16 protein-coding genes are annotated in these 18,015 nt (G+C 42.8%); 7 read left to right on the top strand and 9 right to left on the bottom strand.

Annotation, left to right across the window (positions count from 1 at the left end; translation table 11 throughout):
* Positions 1-262 precede the first annotated feature (262 nt).
* The 7 genes from Q9L42_RS11535 (at position 263) to Q9L42_RS11505 (ending at position 7,592) form a co-directional block, all read left to right on the top strand.
* The gene (locus Q9L42_RS11535) at positions 263-727 is read left to right on the top strand and encodes a pilin (RefSeq protein WP_305908253.1); all 465 of its coding nucleotides are present in this window, start codon (positions 263-265) and stop codon (positions 725-727) included.
* Positions 728-793: 66 nt separating this feature from the next.
* A complete protein-coding gene (locus Q9L42_RS11530) occupies positions 794-2,758 on the top strand; it encodes a hypothetical protein (RefSeq protein ID WP_305908254.1) in 1,965 nt (654 codons plus the stop codon).
* Positions 2,718-3,605, top strand: a complete 888-nt coding sequence (locus Q9L42_RS11525; protein ID WP_305908255.1) for a glycosyltransferase family 2 protein — start codon at positions 2,718-2,720, stop codon at positions 3,603-3,605. Before Q9L42_RS11530 ends, Q9L42_RS11525 begins: the two co-directional genes overlap by 41 nt.
* Before the next feature lie 60 nt (positions 3,606-3,665).
* On the top strand, positions 3,666-4,751 hold the full coding sequence (locus tag Q9L42_RS11520; protein ID WP_305908256.1) for a glycosyltransferase family 4 protein: 1,086 nt from the start codon (positions 3,666-3,668) through the stop codon (positions 4,749-4,751).
* Positions 4,741-5,448, top strand: coding sequence for a class I SAM-dependent methyltransferase (locus Q9L42_RS11515; RefSeq protein ID WP_305908257.1), 708 nt, complete (start codon positions 4,741-4,743; stop codon positions 5,446-5,448). The genes Q9L42_RS11520 and Q9L42_RS11515 overlap by 11 nt, the downstream gene beginning before the upstream one ends.
* 162 nt (positions 5,449-5,610) lie before the next feature.
* A complete protein-coding gene (locus tag Q9L42_RS11510; protein WP_305908258.1) occupies positions 5,611-6,711 on the top strand; it encodes a glycosyltransferase in 1,101 nt (366 codons plus the stop codon).
* The gene (locus tag Q9L42_RS11505; RefSeq protein WP_305908259.1) at positions 6,708-7,592 is read left to right on the top strand and encodes a glycosyltransferase family 2 protein; all 885 of its coding nucleotides are present in this window, start codon (positions 6,708-6,710) and stop codon (positions 7,590-7,592) included. The genes Q9L42_RS11510 and Q9L42_RS11505 overlap by 4 nt, the downstream gene beginning before the upstream one ends.
* Positions 7,593-7,660: 68 nt before the next feature.
* Here Q9L42_RS11505 and fcl read toward each other — a convergent pair whose 3' ends face one another.
* The 9 genes from fcl to Q9L42_RS11460 all read right to left on the bottom strand — a co-directional run bounded on the left by fcl (position 7,661) and on the right by Q9L42_RS11460 (position 18,014).
* Entirely contained in the window at positions 7,661-8,638 is a 978-nt protein-coding gene (gene fcl / locus Q9L42_RS11500) for a GDP-L-fucose synthase (RefSeq protein ID WP_305908260.1), read from the bottom strand.
* A gap of 8 nt (positions 8,639-8,646) precedes the next feature.
* The gene (gmd, locus tag Q9L42_RS11495) at positions 8,647-9,771 is read right to left on the bottom strand and encodes a GDP-mannose 4,6-dehydratase (RefSeq protein ID WP_305908261.1); all 1,125 of its coding nucleotides are present in this window, start codon (positions 9,769-9,771) and stop codon (positions 8,647-8,649) included.
* Entirely contained in the window at positions 9,768-11,012 is a 1,245-nt protein-coding gene (locus Q9L42_RS11490) for a glycosyltransferase family 4 protein (RefSeq protein ID WP_305910218.1), read from the bottom strand. Before Q9L42_RS11490 ends, gmd begins: the two co-directional genes overlap by 4 nt.
* Before the next feature lie 5 nt (positions 11,013-11,017).
* The gene (locus tag Q9L42_RS11485; RefSeq protein ID WP_349431109.1) at positions 11,018-11,716 is read right to left on the bottom strand and encodes a sulfotransferase family 2 domain-containing protein; all 699 of its coding nucleotides are present in this window, start codon (positions 11,714-11,716) and stop codon (positions 11,018-11,020) included.
* The gene (locus Q9L42_RS11480) at positions 11,703-12,593 is read right to left on the bottom strand and encodes a nucleotide-diphospho-sugar transferase (RefSeq protein WP_305908264.1); all 891 of its coding nucleotides are present in this window, start codon (positions 12,591-12,593) and stop codon (positions 11,703-11,705) included. Before Q9L42_RS11480 ends, Q9L42_RS11485 begins: the two co-directional genes overlap by 14 nt.
* Before the next feature lie 6 nt (positions 12,594-12,599).
* Positions 12,600-13,535 (bottom strand): UDP-glucuronic acid decarboxylase family protein, encoded by a 936-nt coding sequence (locus Q9L42_RS11475; protein WP_349431108.1) that lies wholly within the window; start codon positions 13,533-13,535, stop codon positions 12,600-12,602.
* A gap of 95 nt (positions 13,536-13,630) precedes the next feature.
* Positions 13,631-14,425 (bottom strand): FkbM family methyltransferase, encoded by a 795-nt coding sequence (locus Q9L42_RS11470; RefSeq protein ID WP_349431107.1) that lies wholly within the window; start codon positions 14,423-14,425, stop codon positions 13,631-13,633.
* Positions 14,409-15,788: a flippase gene (locus Q9L42_RS11465; protein ID WP_305908266.1), complete on the bottom strand. Its 1,380-nt coding sequence runs from the start codon at positions 15,786-15,788 to the stop codon at positions 14,409-14,411. The genes Q9L42_RS11470 and Q9L42_RS11465 overlap by 17 nt, the downstream gene beginning before the upstream one ends.
* An 873-nt stretch (positions 15,789-16,661) precedes the next feature.
* Entirely contained in the window at positions 16,662-18,014 is a 1,353-nt protein-coding gene (locus Q9L42_RS11460) for an ATP-binding protein (protein WP_349431106.1), read from the bottom strand.
* Between the last annotated feature and the right edge of the window lies 1 nt (position 18,015).

Raw genomic sequence — 18,015 nt, 5'->3', positions numbered from 1 at the left:
GCAACGCACAAACAACCGACTGACAATTTTTGTCACTTACTAACGTAAATACTCACCTACACCGGCAATAAATCGAAACCATCATCGCAAACCTTTCAGAAAAGGTTAATTTTTAAGTCGCCAAATAGCCACCCATGCAACTGTTTTTAATGACTTTTTGTATTTCACTGAATTTTTTATCGAAAAAATTCGAGATTTGGCACAGCTTCTGCTTTATCCATAGCGAGTTTATTTACTTTCCAACGAACAAAAGGCAAACATCATGAAAATGAATAAAGCACAACAAGGTTTCACCCTGATTGAATTAATGATCGTCGTCGCGATCATCGGCATCTTGGCAGCCATCGCGATTCCAGCTTATCAGGATTACATCGCTAGATCGCAAGTCTCAGAAGGTTTAAGCTTATCCGCTGGCGCAAAAACCACCATTGCTGAATATTGGGCTTCTGAAGGCCAATACCCTAATAATAATACAGACGCAGGTTTGGCTGCCGCCTCAGACATTTCAGGCAACTATGTTTCTAGCGTTACCGTCACAGGTTCAGATGGCACCGACACAGTTGTTAATATCCTTTTTGCAGACCAGGCTGGTGTATCCGAAGGTATCCGCGGCACAACATTAACCATCAGCCCAAGAACAACGGCCGGTTCTATTATCTGGACCTGTAAACCTGGCGTTTCTGGAACAGCCATATCAACAAAGTACGTACCAACTTCTTGCAGATAATGGATCTTCAATAAAACACAACGCTTTGCATGACATCATGCAAAGCGTTTTTATTTCGTTTACCCCATGGCCACATCCATCAAGCGTTATTATTGGGCTGCAACTTATTTATTCATCTCAAGCATTTTTATTGCCGCCTACCATCCAGGCTTATTTGGCGGCTTTTTATTAGATGATTTCGGCAATGTGGATAAACTAGGCGACTACAACGGCGTAAGAAATCTAGACACGTTCATACAATTTTTCACCAGCGGCATCGCAGGCCCCACTGGCCGCCCCATCAGCCTTCTAAGCTTCCTCCTCAATGCCAACACATGGCCCGCCAACCCTTACCCATTCAAACTGACCAATGTCATCCTGCACGCTCTGAATGGCTATCTGTTGCTGCTCATCATTCAACAAATATTAAGTGCCGTCGCCATACCAGCCACTAAAGCCTCTTGGATTGCCTTAATCTCATGCGCCTTATGGCTGCTGCATCCTTATCATGTCTCCACGGTACTCTATGTGGTTCAGCGCATGGCGATGCTATCGACATTTTTTTCCTTAATCGGCATCTTACTGTACTGTCATGGCCGTCTAAAACTGAGCAACGATCAAAAAAGCGCTTACCGCTTTATGACCAGCGGCATAGTGCTAGGTACGATTCTGGCTACATTGAGCAAAGAAAACGGCGCTTTGCTGCCAATATTGCTGTTATGTATCGAAGCCACTATCTTTTCATCCCCGTCTTGCACATTACCGCGTTTAAGAAAACGCTGGCTAGCCGTCTTTCTAATATTGCCAACGGTTGTTATTATTGGATACCTACTTTCTCGCATCAATTTCAGCCATTTCGATGCTCCTATGGGACAGCGGGAATTTAGTCAAAAACAACGTCTCTTAACCGAAAGCCGCTTAGTCATCGGTTACTTATACAATCTGCTGATTCCCCAGATGTTTTACAGTGGAATCTTTAACGAAAGTATTCGCCTATCCCACAGCCTACTCGACCCCATATCCACATTACCTTCGGTCCTACTGGTCATTACCCTACCTACTGCCGCCTACTGGTTGCGTAAAAAACACCCGTTTTTGGCCCTGGCCGTGCTGTTTTTCTTTGCCGGCCATTTATTAGAATCGACCACTATCGGGCTCGAGCTCTATTTTGAACACCGCAACTACCTTCCCTCTTTATTTTTGTTTTTACCGCTTGCCTACTACCCACTTTCATCGCAGCTAAAAACCTGGCGTTTTGCCATCATAGGCTATGCAGCGGTTTGCGCGTTGTTTACGTATCAACGCTCAACTCTATGGGGCAACCCGGTCGAGCTTTCTTTGTTCTGGGCCAAGCAAAACCAGCAGTCTTCGCGCGCGCAACGCACAGCAGCATTGACACTGGAGAAATATGGCAACCCGCAAGCTGCTTTAGAAATTTTGACGCAAGGCAAAGCGAACATCCCCGACAGCCTGGATATCAAACTTCATTGGGCGATGCAAAAATGCGCTATTTCCAATCTGACCAGCGAGGATGCCGCCGGCCTAAGTCAAGCCGCCCTAGCCAATCCTTATACCACCAGTTATTACAATTTATTGGAAGCTTTTGTGCTACAGGCCAATCAGAAACAATGTTCTGAATTAAACCCACAGCTAGCATTAACTATTTTATCGGGTCTGGATAATAATCCGTCTATATTGAAAAATCATCGAGTATCTTTTCAATTCGATCATTTACGCGGATTAATTTATTTACACACCGAACACCCCAAACTGGCCTATAATGAATTTCATAACGCGCTTGCAAAAACTCAACGCATCGGCCATGGCTTGTTGCAAAGCAGCCTCTTAGCCTCCTATGGTGAATATAAGCTGGCGCTTCAGCACCTGGATTACACGGAAACCTTGCTGCCATCCTACCAAGCGGTTGATTATTTTTCATCGAAGCATGGGGATGAATTAGTTTACTTACGCCAACAAATAGAATCAGACGCTAAACAAACACTTCAAACACATGAAACCAAGCATCAGCATCGTCCTGCCAGCAAAGAATGAAGCATTAAATATAGAGCCGGTCATCAACAAATTAAAAAAAGAAGTCTTTTCCGATCTCAGGCAAATTGAAATATTAGTCATCGATGATGGATCAACAGACGATACGCGCATATTGGCGGAGCAAGCTGGAGCGCGAGTGATCAGCCATCCCTATTCACAAGGCAATGGCGCCAGCATCAAAACCGGCGCCCGCAATGCCAAAGGAGAGATTCTGGTATTCATGGATGCCGACGGCCAACACGATCCGGCCGAAATTCCTACGCTGCTGCAAAAACTGGATGAAGGATATGACATGGTAGTCGGCGCTCGTAAACCCAGCACCCATGCCAGTCTATTCAGACGTTTCGCCAATGCCTTCTATAACCGGCTAGCTTCGGTCATGACTGGACACAAGATTGAAGATCTGACCTCCGGTTTTCGCGCAACAAGAGCGGAAAAATTCCGTAAATTCCTTTATCTGCTCCCTAACGGATTTTCTTATCCGACCACTAGCACGATGGCTTTTTTCCGTTCCGGCTTTCCGGTCGCCTATATCCCGATTCATGCCGGGAAACGCGAGGGAAAAAGTCATATAAGAATAATAAAAGACGGTATGCGTTTTTTTATTATTATTTTGCGCATAGGCGCTTTATTTTCACCGATGCGATTATTTCTCCCACTTAGTCTCGGTGTTTTCATGACCGGTGCTATCTACTATGCCTATACGTTTTTCACTATCAGTCGCTTTACTAATATGAGTGCGGTACTTTTTCTTTCGTCCTTATTTATCTTCTTATTCGGCATCATTTCTGAACAAATCTCGAGCCTTCATTACAAAGATTTTGAGCGTAGTCCTTGGAAAGATTGATACTTTGGAAAGATTGATACTTTTTTAATGATTAATCAAGCTTAAAATAAATTACAGGTTATGAAGTTACTTTTTATATCAAGGGCTTATCCGCCCATTGTTGGAGGATTGGAAAACCATAACCATGAACTCCATAAAGCCTTACAACAAAAAATTTATACGGATAGCATCATAAACAAAAAAGGAAAGAAGGCGCTTCCTTATTTCATGCCCCTTTGCGCCCTAAAATCGCTATTCGTATCCTCAAACTATGACGCAATAATACTAGGTGATGGCGTTCTCGCTCCTATAGGCTGGTTAATTAAGTTATTTAAACCCAATACGCTCGTAATTTGCATCATTCATGGACTCGACATCACCTATAAAAACCCTATTTATCAATACTTCTGGGTTAAGGCGTTTCTTCCAAAAATCGATAAAATTATTACCGTTAGTCAGGCGACCGCTAGCGCCGCAATTGAACGACAAATTGACAAAACAAAACTAGCGGTCATCCCAAATGGAATAACGCAGCAAAGCAACGCCACTCAGCGCAACCGCCAACAACTTGAAGATTTATTACAAACTTCCTGCCAAGAAAAAACCATTCTATTAACAGTCGGTAGACTGGTTAAAAGAAAAGGCGTTCATTGGTTTATTAATCAGGTAATGCCGTATTTAAGCGATAAATTTATTTATATTATTGCTGGGGATGGACCGGATAGAGCTGCTATTAATAAAGCAATCATTGAAAAACAGCTAACAAATCGAGTCTTCAACCTCGGCTTTATCGATAATGGTGTAAAAAATATGATTTATGCAAATGCCGATCTTTTTATACAACCTAACATTAAGGTTGACGGCGATATGGAAGGATTTGGAATAGCCGTCTTGGAGGCAAATCTTAATGGCTTGGCTGTCGTCGGATCAGAGCTTGAAGGACTTAAAGACTCCATCACTAATGACCAAAATGGCTGGTTAATAGAAGCGGAAAACCCCACAGCTTTTATTCAAAAAATTGAAGACGTCAGTAAATCAGATTTAGAATTAAAAAACGCGGGTATGAATGCTAAAGCATTCAGCTTAGAAAACTTTTGCTGGAATAAGTTGGCCGATCGATATATCAAAACCATTGATGAACTTAAAGTAGATGAAAATGCATATTAATGATGATGAAAAGAATAAGCTTAAAGATATTAAAAAGTTCTACGAGTCGGTCTACTATAAAAATACAATAGCAGATACCCATATTTCAAAACATAATAAAAATCTGGTCAATAAACTTAATATTTCAGAAGGCCAAAAAATCCTTGATGTTGGATGCGGCAACGGAAGTTTTCTATACGCAGCAAGCCAAAACAATGCAATACCAACGGGAATCGATTTATCCACAAAAGCCATTGAAGCTTGCAAATCTATCATGCCTCAAGGTGATTTTCATGCCATTCCAGCCGAATCATTGCCTTTCGAAATCGATTTTATCACCTGCCTTGGTTCACTCGAACATTTTGTCAACAAAAAACAGGCGATTGAAGAAATGGTAAGAGTCGCCAAAAGTAACGCAAAATTTTTAATACTTGTGCCAAATGCCGACTTCCTGACTCGTCGCCTAGGCTTGTTCAAAGGCACTCATCAAGTCGAAGCCAAAGAAGAGGTTTTGCCGCTAGCCCAGTGGAGAAATTTATTCGAATCAGCAGGTCTGGAAGTCACAGCTAAATGGAAAGATTTACACGTTTTGTCATGGTCTTGGATTTTAAAAGACAAATGGTATAAAACGCCTATCAGGGCGATCCAGGCGTTCGCCTTAACAGTTTGGCCGCTTCATTGGCAATACCAAATTTATTTTCTCTGCCATAAAAAATAATTGCTAACTATTCAGCAAAATTTTAAAGAAGCAAATAGGTTGTTGATTTACATAGACATCTGCAACAAGATGTTGCATTCAGAATTTCATCGCGCCAAAGATGAGCAAGTGCAGCGAGAGGCGGGATGCCGTTTGCTGCCCTGTATTTTGTCTTGATGCATCTTGAAACAGCCTAAGACTACGCCGATGAACGTGTACTGCCTTTGTAAACGCTATTACACCAATAAAGACTTAATTAACGACCAGTTCGGCCGCCTGTTCCAGCTTCCCTTACAGCTAGCACAACATGGCAATCAAGTAACCGTTGATGCCATTGACTATAGAAATAAATTCAAGACAACACTCAACGCATCAAATGTTTTCTTTTCGACAATACCTTCGACATTCACTCAATTGCCGAAACTGATTCCACGCCTATACAGCGGCATGCGTCGTGCTAAACCTGAGATTATAATCGGTAGCGGTGATAGCCATATTGGCTTTTTAGGACTACAAATGGCAAGACGACTTAATGTACCTTTTGTGTTTGATGTTTATGACTATTATCCTGTCTTCAAAGGTAATCGCATCCCCAGCATGAGGGCGATGTTTCGTTCCGCCGTAAAAAACGCAGATCTTGTGATTTGTCCTAGCCTCTCATTACAAAAAATATTAAGCCAAGCAAATCCAAACACCCTACTGATAGAAAATGGTGTCGATAGAACGTTATTTGCGCCCGGCGATATGCAGCAAGCCAGAACAACATTGGGTCTTGCTAACGATGAAAAATCGGCACTAATAGGTTATTTTGGCTCAATCACACCTACCAGAGGCCCTTTGCTTATTGAAGCCTGCCGCAAGCTAAAACAGACCATGCCACGGTTGCGTCTGGTATTGGCTGGCAGAGTCACTGGAACGAGTATTGATGAACCTTGGATCGACTATCTAGGGGAACTGCCGCAGCAATCGATTCCGACTCTGATTCAAGCATGTGATGTGGTCAGTGTGCCGTATCAAGATGATACCTTCAACCAAATGTCCGGCGCCTGCAAAATTGCAGAATACCTGGCCTGCGAAAAACCCGTAGTAGCAACGCGAGTGTCCGGTCATGAGCAAATATTCAAGGGGACTGCCAGTTCGCTCTGTGAACCCGATCCTGTTGATATGGCCCGCGCAATCCGCTCTCAATTAACTGACCCGCAAATTGCGTCATTTCCTGAAAGCCTGGCCTGGGAATCAATCGGTCGGATATTGCATGACTCATTAATCAAACTCGCCCCATGAACGCTCTCCATATCATCATCACCGACTTCAACGGCTATGCTCAGACTCGGATCTGCCTGGAAGCATTGCGCAAGAGCCGTTACCGAGAATTCAACATTCTGGTAGTGGATCACGGCACCACCAATGAAACCCGTGACAAGCTAGCTGTAGAGTTCCCGGAGGTCATACGTTTGACCGGCTCAGCTGACCGCTGGTGGGCGGGCGCAACGAATCTGGGCATCCGTTACGCTCTGGATCGTGGCGCAGAGGCAGTCATACTTCTTAACAACGACTGCTATGTGACATCAGATACTTTAGGCACCCTGGTCAAGCTGGCAAATGACAATCCCGATAGCATAATCGCTTCTATCCAGCGTGATTGGCAGAGCGGCCGACCAATTTCAATCAGTTCCCGCACTTTTTTGCTGTTAGGGTTTCCAAGCCTGTCCGGCCCACGAGAGCTGACGCCCGCCATGGAAAACAGTGAATTACTAGCGGTGAAACTCATTGTCGGTGGTCGTGGAGTGATTATTCCATCGTCGGTATTTACAAAGATTGGACTGTTCGATGAGAAGCGATTGCCTCATTATGGGGCCGATCATGATTTCTATTTACAAGCCAGCAAGCGACATATACCGCTATATAGCGCTCCCCGCGCCTTCGTGGAAATAGACAACACTCGCACCTCGCTGGCGAATAATCCTGGCGCGCTAAATTTCAGTGGTTTTTTACAATCCCTGCACAGCATCCGCTCGCACCGGAACTTACGCGATGTCACCACATTATTCAAAGCGCATTACCCGATCCCATATCTTTATCCTTTGGGAGTGACGCTATATACCGTCCGCTATTTGTTAGTCTATCTGCTTAAACGTGCGCTATTTTTGTCGTCTAGAAGCTAACATAACTTGTGCGTTGCGATCCTAATAATAACTTGAAAATACCAAATAGAATTAGCGCCAATTTGCCGCTATCGCCCCGATCGTCTCAATCGCTCTTCATGCTCCAAATACCACCGATACGTTTCCCTAATGCCGGAAGGCAAATCCATTTGTGCTTGCCACCCCAACGCATTTAAGCGGGAAACATCCAATAGTTTTCGCGGCGCACCGTCCGGCTTTGATGAATCAAACAGCAAACATCCCGAATACCCAATAATCTCGCACAATAACATAGCCAAAGTACGTATACTATAATCACTGCCGGTGCCGACATTGATATGTGAAAGCATCGGCTGAGTGACTGAACCATAGGCCTCATGGGTTAAGGTCATGACAAAAATGCAAGCTCGCGCCATATCATCGACAAACATAAACTCACGTTTTGCCTGGCCGCTGCCCCAAATCGTCACAGTTTCCACCTGATTTATTTTGGCTTCATGAACTCGGCGCAGCAAGGCCGGAATGACATGAGAATTTTCAGGATGAAAATTATCATGCGGTCCATATAAATTGGTCGGCATCACACTTCGATAATCGCGGCCATATTGACGGTTATAACTCTCACATAACTTTATGCCGGCAATTTTAGCTATGGCATAAGGCTCGTTAGTTGGCTCTAAGGCACCAGTTAGCAACGCGTCTTCACTCATCGGTTGTTCGGCATGTTTTGGGTAAATGCAGGACGAACCTAATAGCAACAATTTCTGCACATTGGCACGATGCGCCGCATGAATGACATTACATTCGATCATCAGGTTCTGATAAATGAACTCCGCCGGATAAACATGATTGGCATGAATGCCGCCAACCTTGGCCGCCGCCAAGTAAACCTCATCGAGCGCCTGACCGTTAAAAAACGCTTCGACCTGATCCTGGCGGGTCAGATCGAGTTCGCCATGTGAGCGCAACACCAGCTCAATATTATCCTGCTGTTGTAACTGCCTGACCAGAGCCGCGCCCACCATGCCGTTATGCCCAGCCACATACACCCGTTTCTTAGCCTGCATAGCCAGCCCTACCCCTCGTGACTCATAGCCATAGTAAAACCATGCTGTTTCAGCAAGGCATGACGCCGGGCCTGTTCCAGATCATTGGCGACCATTTCGCCGATCATCTCAACCAAGGTAATCTCAGGCTCCCATTCCAACTTCGACTTGGCATTGCTGGGATCGCCCAGCAAAGTCTCCACTTCCGCAGGACGAAAATAACGCGGATCGATCCGCACAATGACATCGCCTGGCTGTAATGCCGGCGCCTTATCACCTGCAACCTGATCGACGATACCGATCTCATCCAGACCTTGACCCTCAAAACGCAAGGTTATCCCCAGCTCGGCGGCCGCCATCTCAATAAACGCCCTGACCGTGTATTGTATTCCAGTGGCAATGACAAAATCCTCCGCCTGCTGCTGTTGCAGCATTAGCCACTGCATCCGAACATAATCCTTGGCATGTCCCCAATCCCTGAGCGCATCCATATTCCCCATATACAAACAATCTTCCAAACCCAACGCGATATTACAAAGACCTCTAGTGATCTTACGGGTCACGAAGGTCTCGCCCCTTCGCGGTGACTCGTGATTGAATAATATGCCGTTACAGGCATAGAGACCGTAAGCCTCACGGTAATTAATCGTGATCCAGTAAGCGTATAACTTAGCCACCGCATACGGCGAACGGGGATAAAAAGGCGTAGTTTCCTTCTGCGGCGTCTCCTGCACAAGGCCATACAGTTCCGATGTCGAAGCTTGATAAAAACGGGTTTTCTTCTCCAAACCCAAGAAACGAATCGCCTCCAGCAAACGCAAAGCCCCTAACCCATCGACATCCGCGGTATATGCCGGCGACTCGAAACTGACCGCGACATGCGACTGCGCCCCCAGGTTATACACTTCATCCGGCTGCACTTCCTGAAGAATTCTCGTCAGATTTGAACTATCGGTCAAATCGCCGTAATGCAAAATCAAATTGCGCTGTTCAACATGAGGGTCTTGATAAAGATGATCGATACGTTCGGTGTTGAACAACGAAGCCCGGCGTTTGATGCCATGTACTTCATAGCCTTTTTCCAGCAGGAATTCAGCCAGATAGGAACCGTCCTGGCCGGTGATGCCGGTGATGAGGGCTTTTTTATTTGTCATGTAGATTGTTTATTTAAGATACTTTGGTACAAATCGATATACTTTTTGGCTACTACCCGGCTATCGAATTCCCGCTCAACCTTTTCGCGAGCATTTTGAGATAATACAGAATAATTTGGAGCATTCAATACCCATTCAATGCCTAGAGCGAGATCTTCACAATCAAAAGCTTGAGCCAAATAGCCGTTTATTTGATGCTCAATCATATCCCCATTGCCCCCTGTATTGAATGCAACTACAGGCGTTCCACAGGCCAGACTCTCCATAATCGCATTGGATAAATTTTCCTGTAAACTGGGAACAACCATCACATCGGCAGCGCTATAAAGCACTCGCAGACTCAGATCATCATGCAAATGCCCTAAATAATGCGCTTTTAATCCAAAATTAGGCGCTTCCTTAGGCCGGCTACTGCCAAACACGACTAATTCGGTATTGGTTACTTCCAAGGATGTTAATGAACCAATCAATTCACGAAACCCTTTCCGGGGATCGCTAACCGCATTCATAGCGCCGAATAAAATCAATTTTTTATCGGGTGGTAAATTCAGCAATGATCGAGCGATTGACTTTTCTAAAGGAGCGAAAGTTTGGGTATCGATAGGATTCGGCAAATTAACGACCGTATTGTTTTTAAAAAGCGAGCTGTTTTGAGCACAATCAGCAAGCCACCGGCTTAATCCGACAATCGTCAAATTGGTATGCTTAGCAAAATGTTTTGCTTTTCTATTAAATACCCAACGACTTAAATCATAAGAAGTTGCAGAACCTAAAACCTTGCAATTACCACATTGTTTCAGATAACCAGCACATGCTTCATCATAATGACAGCCTCCCGTAAATGCCCACATATCATGCAGACTCCAAACAATCGGTGCTTTAATCTTGGCTATATCTTCTGCTCGCATCATGCCCGCCGCTACCCAATGCAAATGCACTATATCCGGATTAATCCCATTAATGTGATCAGCTACATCCGAGAAAGGCACCCAGGCGGGTGAAAATAATGTTGGGGTACGGTTTTGATAATACCAAGTCGGCAGTCTATCTAACACTTCACGCAACTTTGCCGAGCCCCGCTTTAATAATGTATCCGGTCGCAAAACCGTATGATCATCACTGGATTTATTATTAACGAGCATATGGCTTTCTATGCTTCTCAATAAGGCGAGGTTCAAACGATAGGCTGCGCGGGCGGCTCCGCCTTGGATATCAGAATGACATAAGTGAAGAATTTTCATTGTATTCACTTGTAACCAAAATATAAAAAATCTTCTTCATAGACTGATTTTATTATTTCTTCTGAGAACTCAGATATCTCAATTTTTTTTTCAATAGACTTATTTGTTTTTTTATTTTCTATTTTTATATCTATCTTTCGACTAGAAATAAGATTCAGTAGGTCCTCATAAAGATTCTCAAAGGATAGCCAAAAAATCTTTTTTTCGTATTCTCCACTATTTTTTACAAAAGAAACCTGTGGTTTTAGGTGCATCAACTGATCAAATCGGTTTAATACATTTGATGGGTTCTTAATTATTTTTTTACAAAACTCATCAAAATTCATTTTTCTATTAAAACCCCAATATTTATAAATAGAAATAGCTCTATCGATAGGGTTTCTATGGACTGATATCAATAAGGAACTATCTAAAACTTCTTTATCTAGGATGCGATATTCTATTATGTCTCTCAAAGAAGCATGTTGAAATACATATGATCCGCCAAACTGACCATAAATATATTTTTTTTCAAGATCATACAACTTACTTCCCTTTTTTAAAGAGCTATATTGATCTTTCAAGGTTCTGTAAAAACATTTTTTGTCTGTTGGTTGTTCATAGGTTACAATTTCTTGAGGTATACCAAACTGCTTTTCAACAAACATCCCTGCATTTTTTGGTATATGTATAAAGAAAACTTTATGTTTTTCAAAATAAGGCATTTTTTATTTTACAAATTATTTTTTCTATAAGAGGCTTATCAAGTCTTTTTGAAAAAAACATTTTGTCATCTTTTTTATTAGTTACGTAAAACCTAGGTCCTTTGATATTTATGTATTTAACGTCATCGGCTTTATTATCGAAAATGTTTTTGTCAAACGTTTTTGTATGGGTAGCATCATTTCCAAATCCAATGTTAGTTACTAAGTTTTTAGAGGGTCTAATAGATAAATAACCTTGTGTTAACAACGTAAAACACCATTGGTAATCCCATGTATCTATGTCATTAATAGAATTAAATATTTTGTACCAATAACAATACATTTTTTTATCATATAGCCTGTTTTCCAAGGCGTCTATGACATTTGGATTAATACTTAATATTACATTATAATCTTTCCATCGATCTGCCCATGTAGCCCATCCCCAAATTCCGGGAAAAAGGCTATAAAAATAGTCGCAATCAAATACTCTATTAGGAAAATGGTTATATCCAGAAATATGACCAATTCTTTTATCATATTTATATTTTTTTAGTAACTCATCGCAAAAACCAAAAAAAGACTGCGCCGGCAAACAATCATCCTCCAGAATAATTCCTTCTTCCTCCTGCTCAAAAAACCAGGTAATAGCACCACTTACCGCATATTTACACCCGAGGTTTTTCTCTCGAAATAATGTGACCACTTCACATGGCCAATCAACATCAGTGGCAATCCGACGGACTTCTTCACATCGTACGGCTTCTCCTTCTCTATCGGGGCGCGGACCATCGGCAGCAACATATAAACGTGGCGGCTTGGCTTGGCGAATGGCTTCAAAAACCTGTGTTGTCGGTTCCGGACGGTTAAAAACCAAAAATAATACGGCGCTTCTCATCGATTATTAGCCTAATGTCTTCTTAAAATAAGCAACTGTCTCTTTCAAACCGTCTTCCAATTGCACTTTTGGCGCCCAGTCGAGCTTTGATTTTGCCAGATCAATATCCGGCTGACGTTGCTTAGGATCGTCTTGAGGTAACGGGTGGAATGAAAGTTTGGATTTTCCGCCGACTAGTTGCAGTACTTTTTCTGCTAATTCAAGCATAGTGAATTCGACAGGGTTACCCATGTTGATCGGTCCCGTAAATCCGCATTCTGTATTCATCATACGGACAAACCCTTCAATTAAATCATCCACATAACAAAATGATCGCGTCTGTTGACCATCGCCAAAAATAGTGATGTCTTCGCCCTTAAGAGCCTGAACAATAAAGTTACTGACCACTCGCCCGTCGTTAGGATGCATGCGTGGTCCGTAGGTGTTGAAGATGCGCGCAATCTTGATATCCAAATTGTGCTGACGGTGGTAATCAAAAAATAACGTTTCCGCACACCGTTTGCCTTCGTCATAACACGCGCGCGGACCAATCGGGTTGACACGCCCCCAATAGTTTTCTAGCTGAGGATGAACCTCGGGATCGCCATAAACTTCGCTGGTGGATGCCTGAAATATTCTCGCTTTTACCCGTTTGGCCAATCCCAACATGTTAATAGCTCCATGCACACTGGTCTTGGTGGTTTGCACGGGATCAAACTGATAATGAACTGGACTGGCTGGACAAGCTAAGTTGTAAATTTCATCGACTTCGACGTATAGAGGAAAGGTCACGTCGTGACGCATCATCTCGAAAAACGGATTACCGATAAGATGAGCTATATTGGTTTTGCTACCAGTGAAAAAATTATCTACACAGAGAATGTCATTCCCATTTTTTAGCAAACGCTCGCAAAGATGCGAACCAAGAAAACCGGCACCGCCGGTGATTAGGATTTTTTTCATTTGATTATATTAATAACAGATTACAATCCAATCAGATATGCTGCCCAGGAGGGAGATATCTTTCGCGAATGATATGTTTCATTCATAAACACACCTTATAATCCTGAGTCATCATCAGATTTCAATATGGCAACAATATTTTGATAAGCAAATATTTCGCAAAAGACAGGACTGTACTTTTTTATCTTCACCATACCATCTGGAAGAAGCCTATAAAAATCGTAATTTGGAAGAATATTCCAGAAATCTCTAAAAAAAGTTCTACTAGATACATTCATTTCATTAAATTCAAAATGTATCGCCGCAACCAGGCCACCATTTATTTGCTTTTTCATACCTTTCAAGACACTCAGCTCATGACCTTCCGTATCGATTTTTAGTAAAGAAATTTTTTCGATATTATTAGCTTCGATATAATCGCCAAGGGAAATTACTTTAACCCTATGACTAATTGCATGGCCTTTATGTATATTTTCTATTACATCTTTGTATAAGGATGCATGGGAAGAACCATCACGCTCCTTATAATCATAAAGCGATAACAATCCTTCGCGTTCACCGGCGGCTGCATTTACCGCTTTAAAGTTTTCAGCAGCTATATTTTTATTCAATAATTCAAATGTTTTTGGATGTGGCTCAAAACCAACCACTTTAGCACTAGGATTGTATTTAAAAACACTTCTAGTGTAATTACCAATATTGGCCCCAACATCAAAAACATTTCCTCCTGGATTGTTCTTAAAATAATTCTTAAGAAACACAGATTCGCCACTGACTTTTTCATCTTCAAAGTTTAAAACACCTAAACCACAAAGACTTAAGCGATATAGTAGCTTATTAAATCGGTAAAAAAATACTCTTGCAAAGAAAACTTTAATTAACTGCTTCATTTAACTGAAACCTTTTCCGAATAAATAACATAAAAGGCAATAGTGATGCCGTTTTAAGTGCAAAAGTCTTTCTTGTATTTTTTTGTACGGCATCATACAAATAAGCGGCAACAACCTGTGATGCTAAAGTGCCCATCGCCGCACCGATAACGCCATATGTTGGTATCAGCTCAAAGTTCACAATAATATTGACAACCATGCCAGTTAATGCCCTATAGAATGCACATTTCTGCATATTCTCGATCAAGAACCATTTGCCACTTGCCACACCAAGAAAGACGAAAATTGCAGCCCAAATATGAAGTGCCAATACCGCTCCTGCTTGCTGATATCTATATCCAAACAAAGAACTAACCAACCAGTCCGCACAAAAAGTAATCGGTAGAGCGATTAATACCCCTAACCAAACCATCAGGTCATATAACATCTGAATCCGTCGATAATAAAGCGCCTCACTGTGTTTTTTTGCTTCTATAATCGACGGAAACACCGAGGCCACGATTGCCGTTGGAATGAAGTACCACATCTCGCTGATACGCACTGCCGCCGAATAAATACCGACCGCTTCATCGCCCAACATTTGACCTAACATAATTTGGTCAATGCGCATGTAGACCATGACAGCGAGACCGGATAAAACTAACGGCCAACTATCCTTAAGCAAAATTTTTGCGCGACGGCCCCGAACACACCAGGCTCTTAATCTTCCACCACGCCAAGCAAACATGATTAATAAAACCACGGCCACAAGGGCGGCTTCAGCCAAGACAATCCAGACGAAAGTGATAAGCGGCGCTTGCTGCAAGATCAATATGACTTTAACTCCGGCAAAAATCAAAAAAGCGGCATTCTCCACCCAAACGCTATATTTGGATTGCACCTGTGATTCAAACCAATACTTCACTACGTCAGTGGCCTTCAAAACCATAACCAAGCCCAGCAGCGCGACCATCAGCTTAAGCAGTTCATCACCGGGCCGGATAATAGCAATAGCGACGACTGCAATACAAAAAGCCATCAGGCCGCCGATAATTTGCAATACAAAAGCAGTCCCAAGCGTAGCTTTAGCATTTTCCGGATCGTTGACCAAATCGCGCACGACAATACCATTCAATCCCAGACCAGCAATCGCACCAAACAGTGAAACAAAGGCAACGGCATAATTTAACAAACCAAATTGTTCTGGCCCCAAATAACGCGCTACCCACACGCCAACGAACAAACCTACTCCCATACGCAAAATACGATCAGCAAAAAGCCAACCTGTGTTCGCCAGAACTTTTTGCAAATTGGGACGGTTTTTTAAGCGTTTAAACATGACAGTAATTAAGATACAAGGATGGGTAGAATGCAATGAAACCATCGCTCGCTCTGTTATTCGTTCTATATATGGTTTTTGAGGGGTTTTCGCTCCTATCAATCCTACAAATTGCGCTCATTTAAGTAACTCATCAATTTTTGCTTTAGCATGTGGATAGCATCCACCAAAAATGCCGACCCGGTGGATGCGCTCCGCTTATCCACCCTACGAATGGGGGGCTCGTAGTCCGCATCAAGCATCGTGGAATGCGGGACCCTCGGAACCACGCCATTCCCGGATTCCGCTACGCTGCATCCAGGCTACAAACTATTTATTCAAGCCTAACCGGTCCAAGAGCCAAGGCGGGCATTGGTTTTTCCGTACACGCTGGCGCTTTGTATCTACGCATCTGTCGGCGTAAAAGCAAAAGCTAAAGCTTTTGCACTCCCGGAAGCATTCCAGCACAGAGCGCTGGTTGTGAGGACATCCATAAACTGTGAGGACATCCATAAACATTGAATCTCATCAATCCCTAGCGGAACGCTCATTCTTATACACAAGTCTGAAAGCACCTTATAAATCAATCATATTGCAATCTGGCTTTTTTCGACTTATGTATATCGATGAGCGCAGAGCGTGGGAGCGACGCAGGCGTCGCTCCCACAGAACCCCTTCATTTGCCTGGGTGATGCGGCTTTTTCGTGATCGTTGAGATTTAATAAGCCTGTCATACTCCGCGTGATTTCCGATCCAAAACCAGCTCGTAGCCCGCATGAAGCATCGTGGAATGCGGGACCCTCGGAACCACGCCATTCCCGGATTCCGCTACGCTGCATCCAGGCTACAAACTTAGTGTCTCGTAACGATGATGGCCGGTCTGTTTTTCATGCCTGATGATATAGCGCTTACTCAGATTTTCTACTTTGATCGCAATGGTCATTTTTGTACTTCCCAGTATCCGCCCTTAGTGCTGCCAATCCGATGCAGTCGACCTGCTTTTTTTAATTTGGCAATTTGTTGTTTGATGGCGTTTTCACTCACGCCAATTTGCGCGGCCAATTCCACTCGCGTTATTTTGCTGTTTTGCTCAATAAGCGCCAGCATTTGATCTTGAGTCGATAACTTCCGGACTGTTTCTTGGGTAGTTTCTTGGGTAGGTTCTTGGGTAGTTTCTTGGGTAGTTTTTTTATAAAGCGTTACCTTAAACCCTTTGTGTTTCTCTTCAAATATCGGCTCCTTTAGCCCTTGATCGGCACAGAGCTTTTTAATTCGACTTATGCCGGAACCGTATTTTTCGATCAAACCGCACTCTTTGAACATCATGGCGATGAGTTTGTTGCGCGTTTTTGATTGATAATTGTTGGTGATCAACTGCTCAACGGTAAGGTCGTCGTATAACCCTCCAGGATTGTAAAACTCCATGCGGTCATCGAATATTTTTATTACCGAATCGCTACTATCCCGATAGTCTCTATGAACGATCATATTAAGTACAATTTCTCGAATGGCATCGAGTGGATAATCGTAACGGTGCGCTCGTTGAGGTTCTCCGGTAATGATGTATTCTACCATCAGATGCTTTTTAACGAAGGCCGTCAGTTCTTCAACTTCCGTAAACAAATCGCTATTAAGGGAAATACTGTCGATGATATCCGTTGGGGTTTTGAAGCGACCAGCCTGTATTCCGCTGAGTGGGCAAAAATCTTGTGCAAACAATAAATAAGCGCCAAAGGTGATTTGGTCGTCCCGAACCAAGCCATATTTATGCAAAATCTGTATCGGCGTATCATCAAACGATTTATCAAGATTTTTTTCTATTTTACGGACAGCATTTTCGATTTTTTTCAGACTGATGTCCCTGAAATTATGTTGACTATCCGAATAATAATCCCAACTGCTATTTTTGGTTTTAAGATATTCGTTGGCAATTTCGTCCATGCTCATGATGTGATTGGCATTTGCTTTACGCACCAGATATCGATGTTTAACACTAACCGGCTTAATCGGATATTCTTTAACCTCCATAACAACAATCGTTTTTCCCTCTACGATTGCCGTGTCAACATCCGGAATGACGGAAGGCGAGGTTGCTTGTTTTATTTGATTAACCCAATTTTGTAGACTTTCTTTATTCAGTTTAACGCCGATAATATCGCCTCGGTCATTAACGCCTATATAAACCCTTCCACCTTTGGCGTTGGCAAAGGAAACAATGGTTTCTATGACTTCTTTCTGAAAAGTCATTTTAAACTCAGACGTTTGTCCTTCACCTTGTTTAAGTTGTTCCATT

This window comes from Methylomarinum sp. Ch1-1 (genome assembly GCF_030717995.2).
Taxonomy (GTDB): Bacteria; Pseudomonadota; Gammaproteobacteria; order Methylococcales; family Methylomonadaceae; genus Methylomarinum; species Methylomarinum roseum.
The sequence above is the reverse complement of the archived record's forward strand: the minus strand, read 5'-3'. Positions and strand labels throughout refer to the sequence as shown.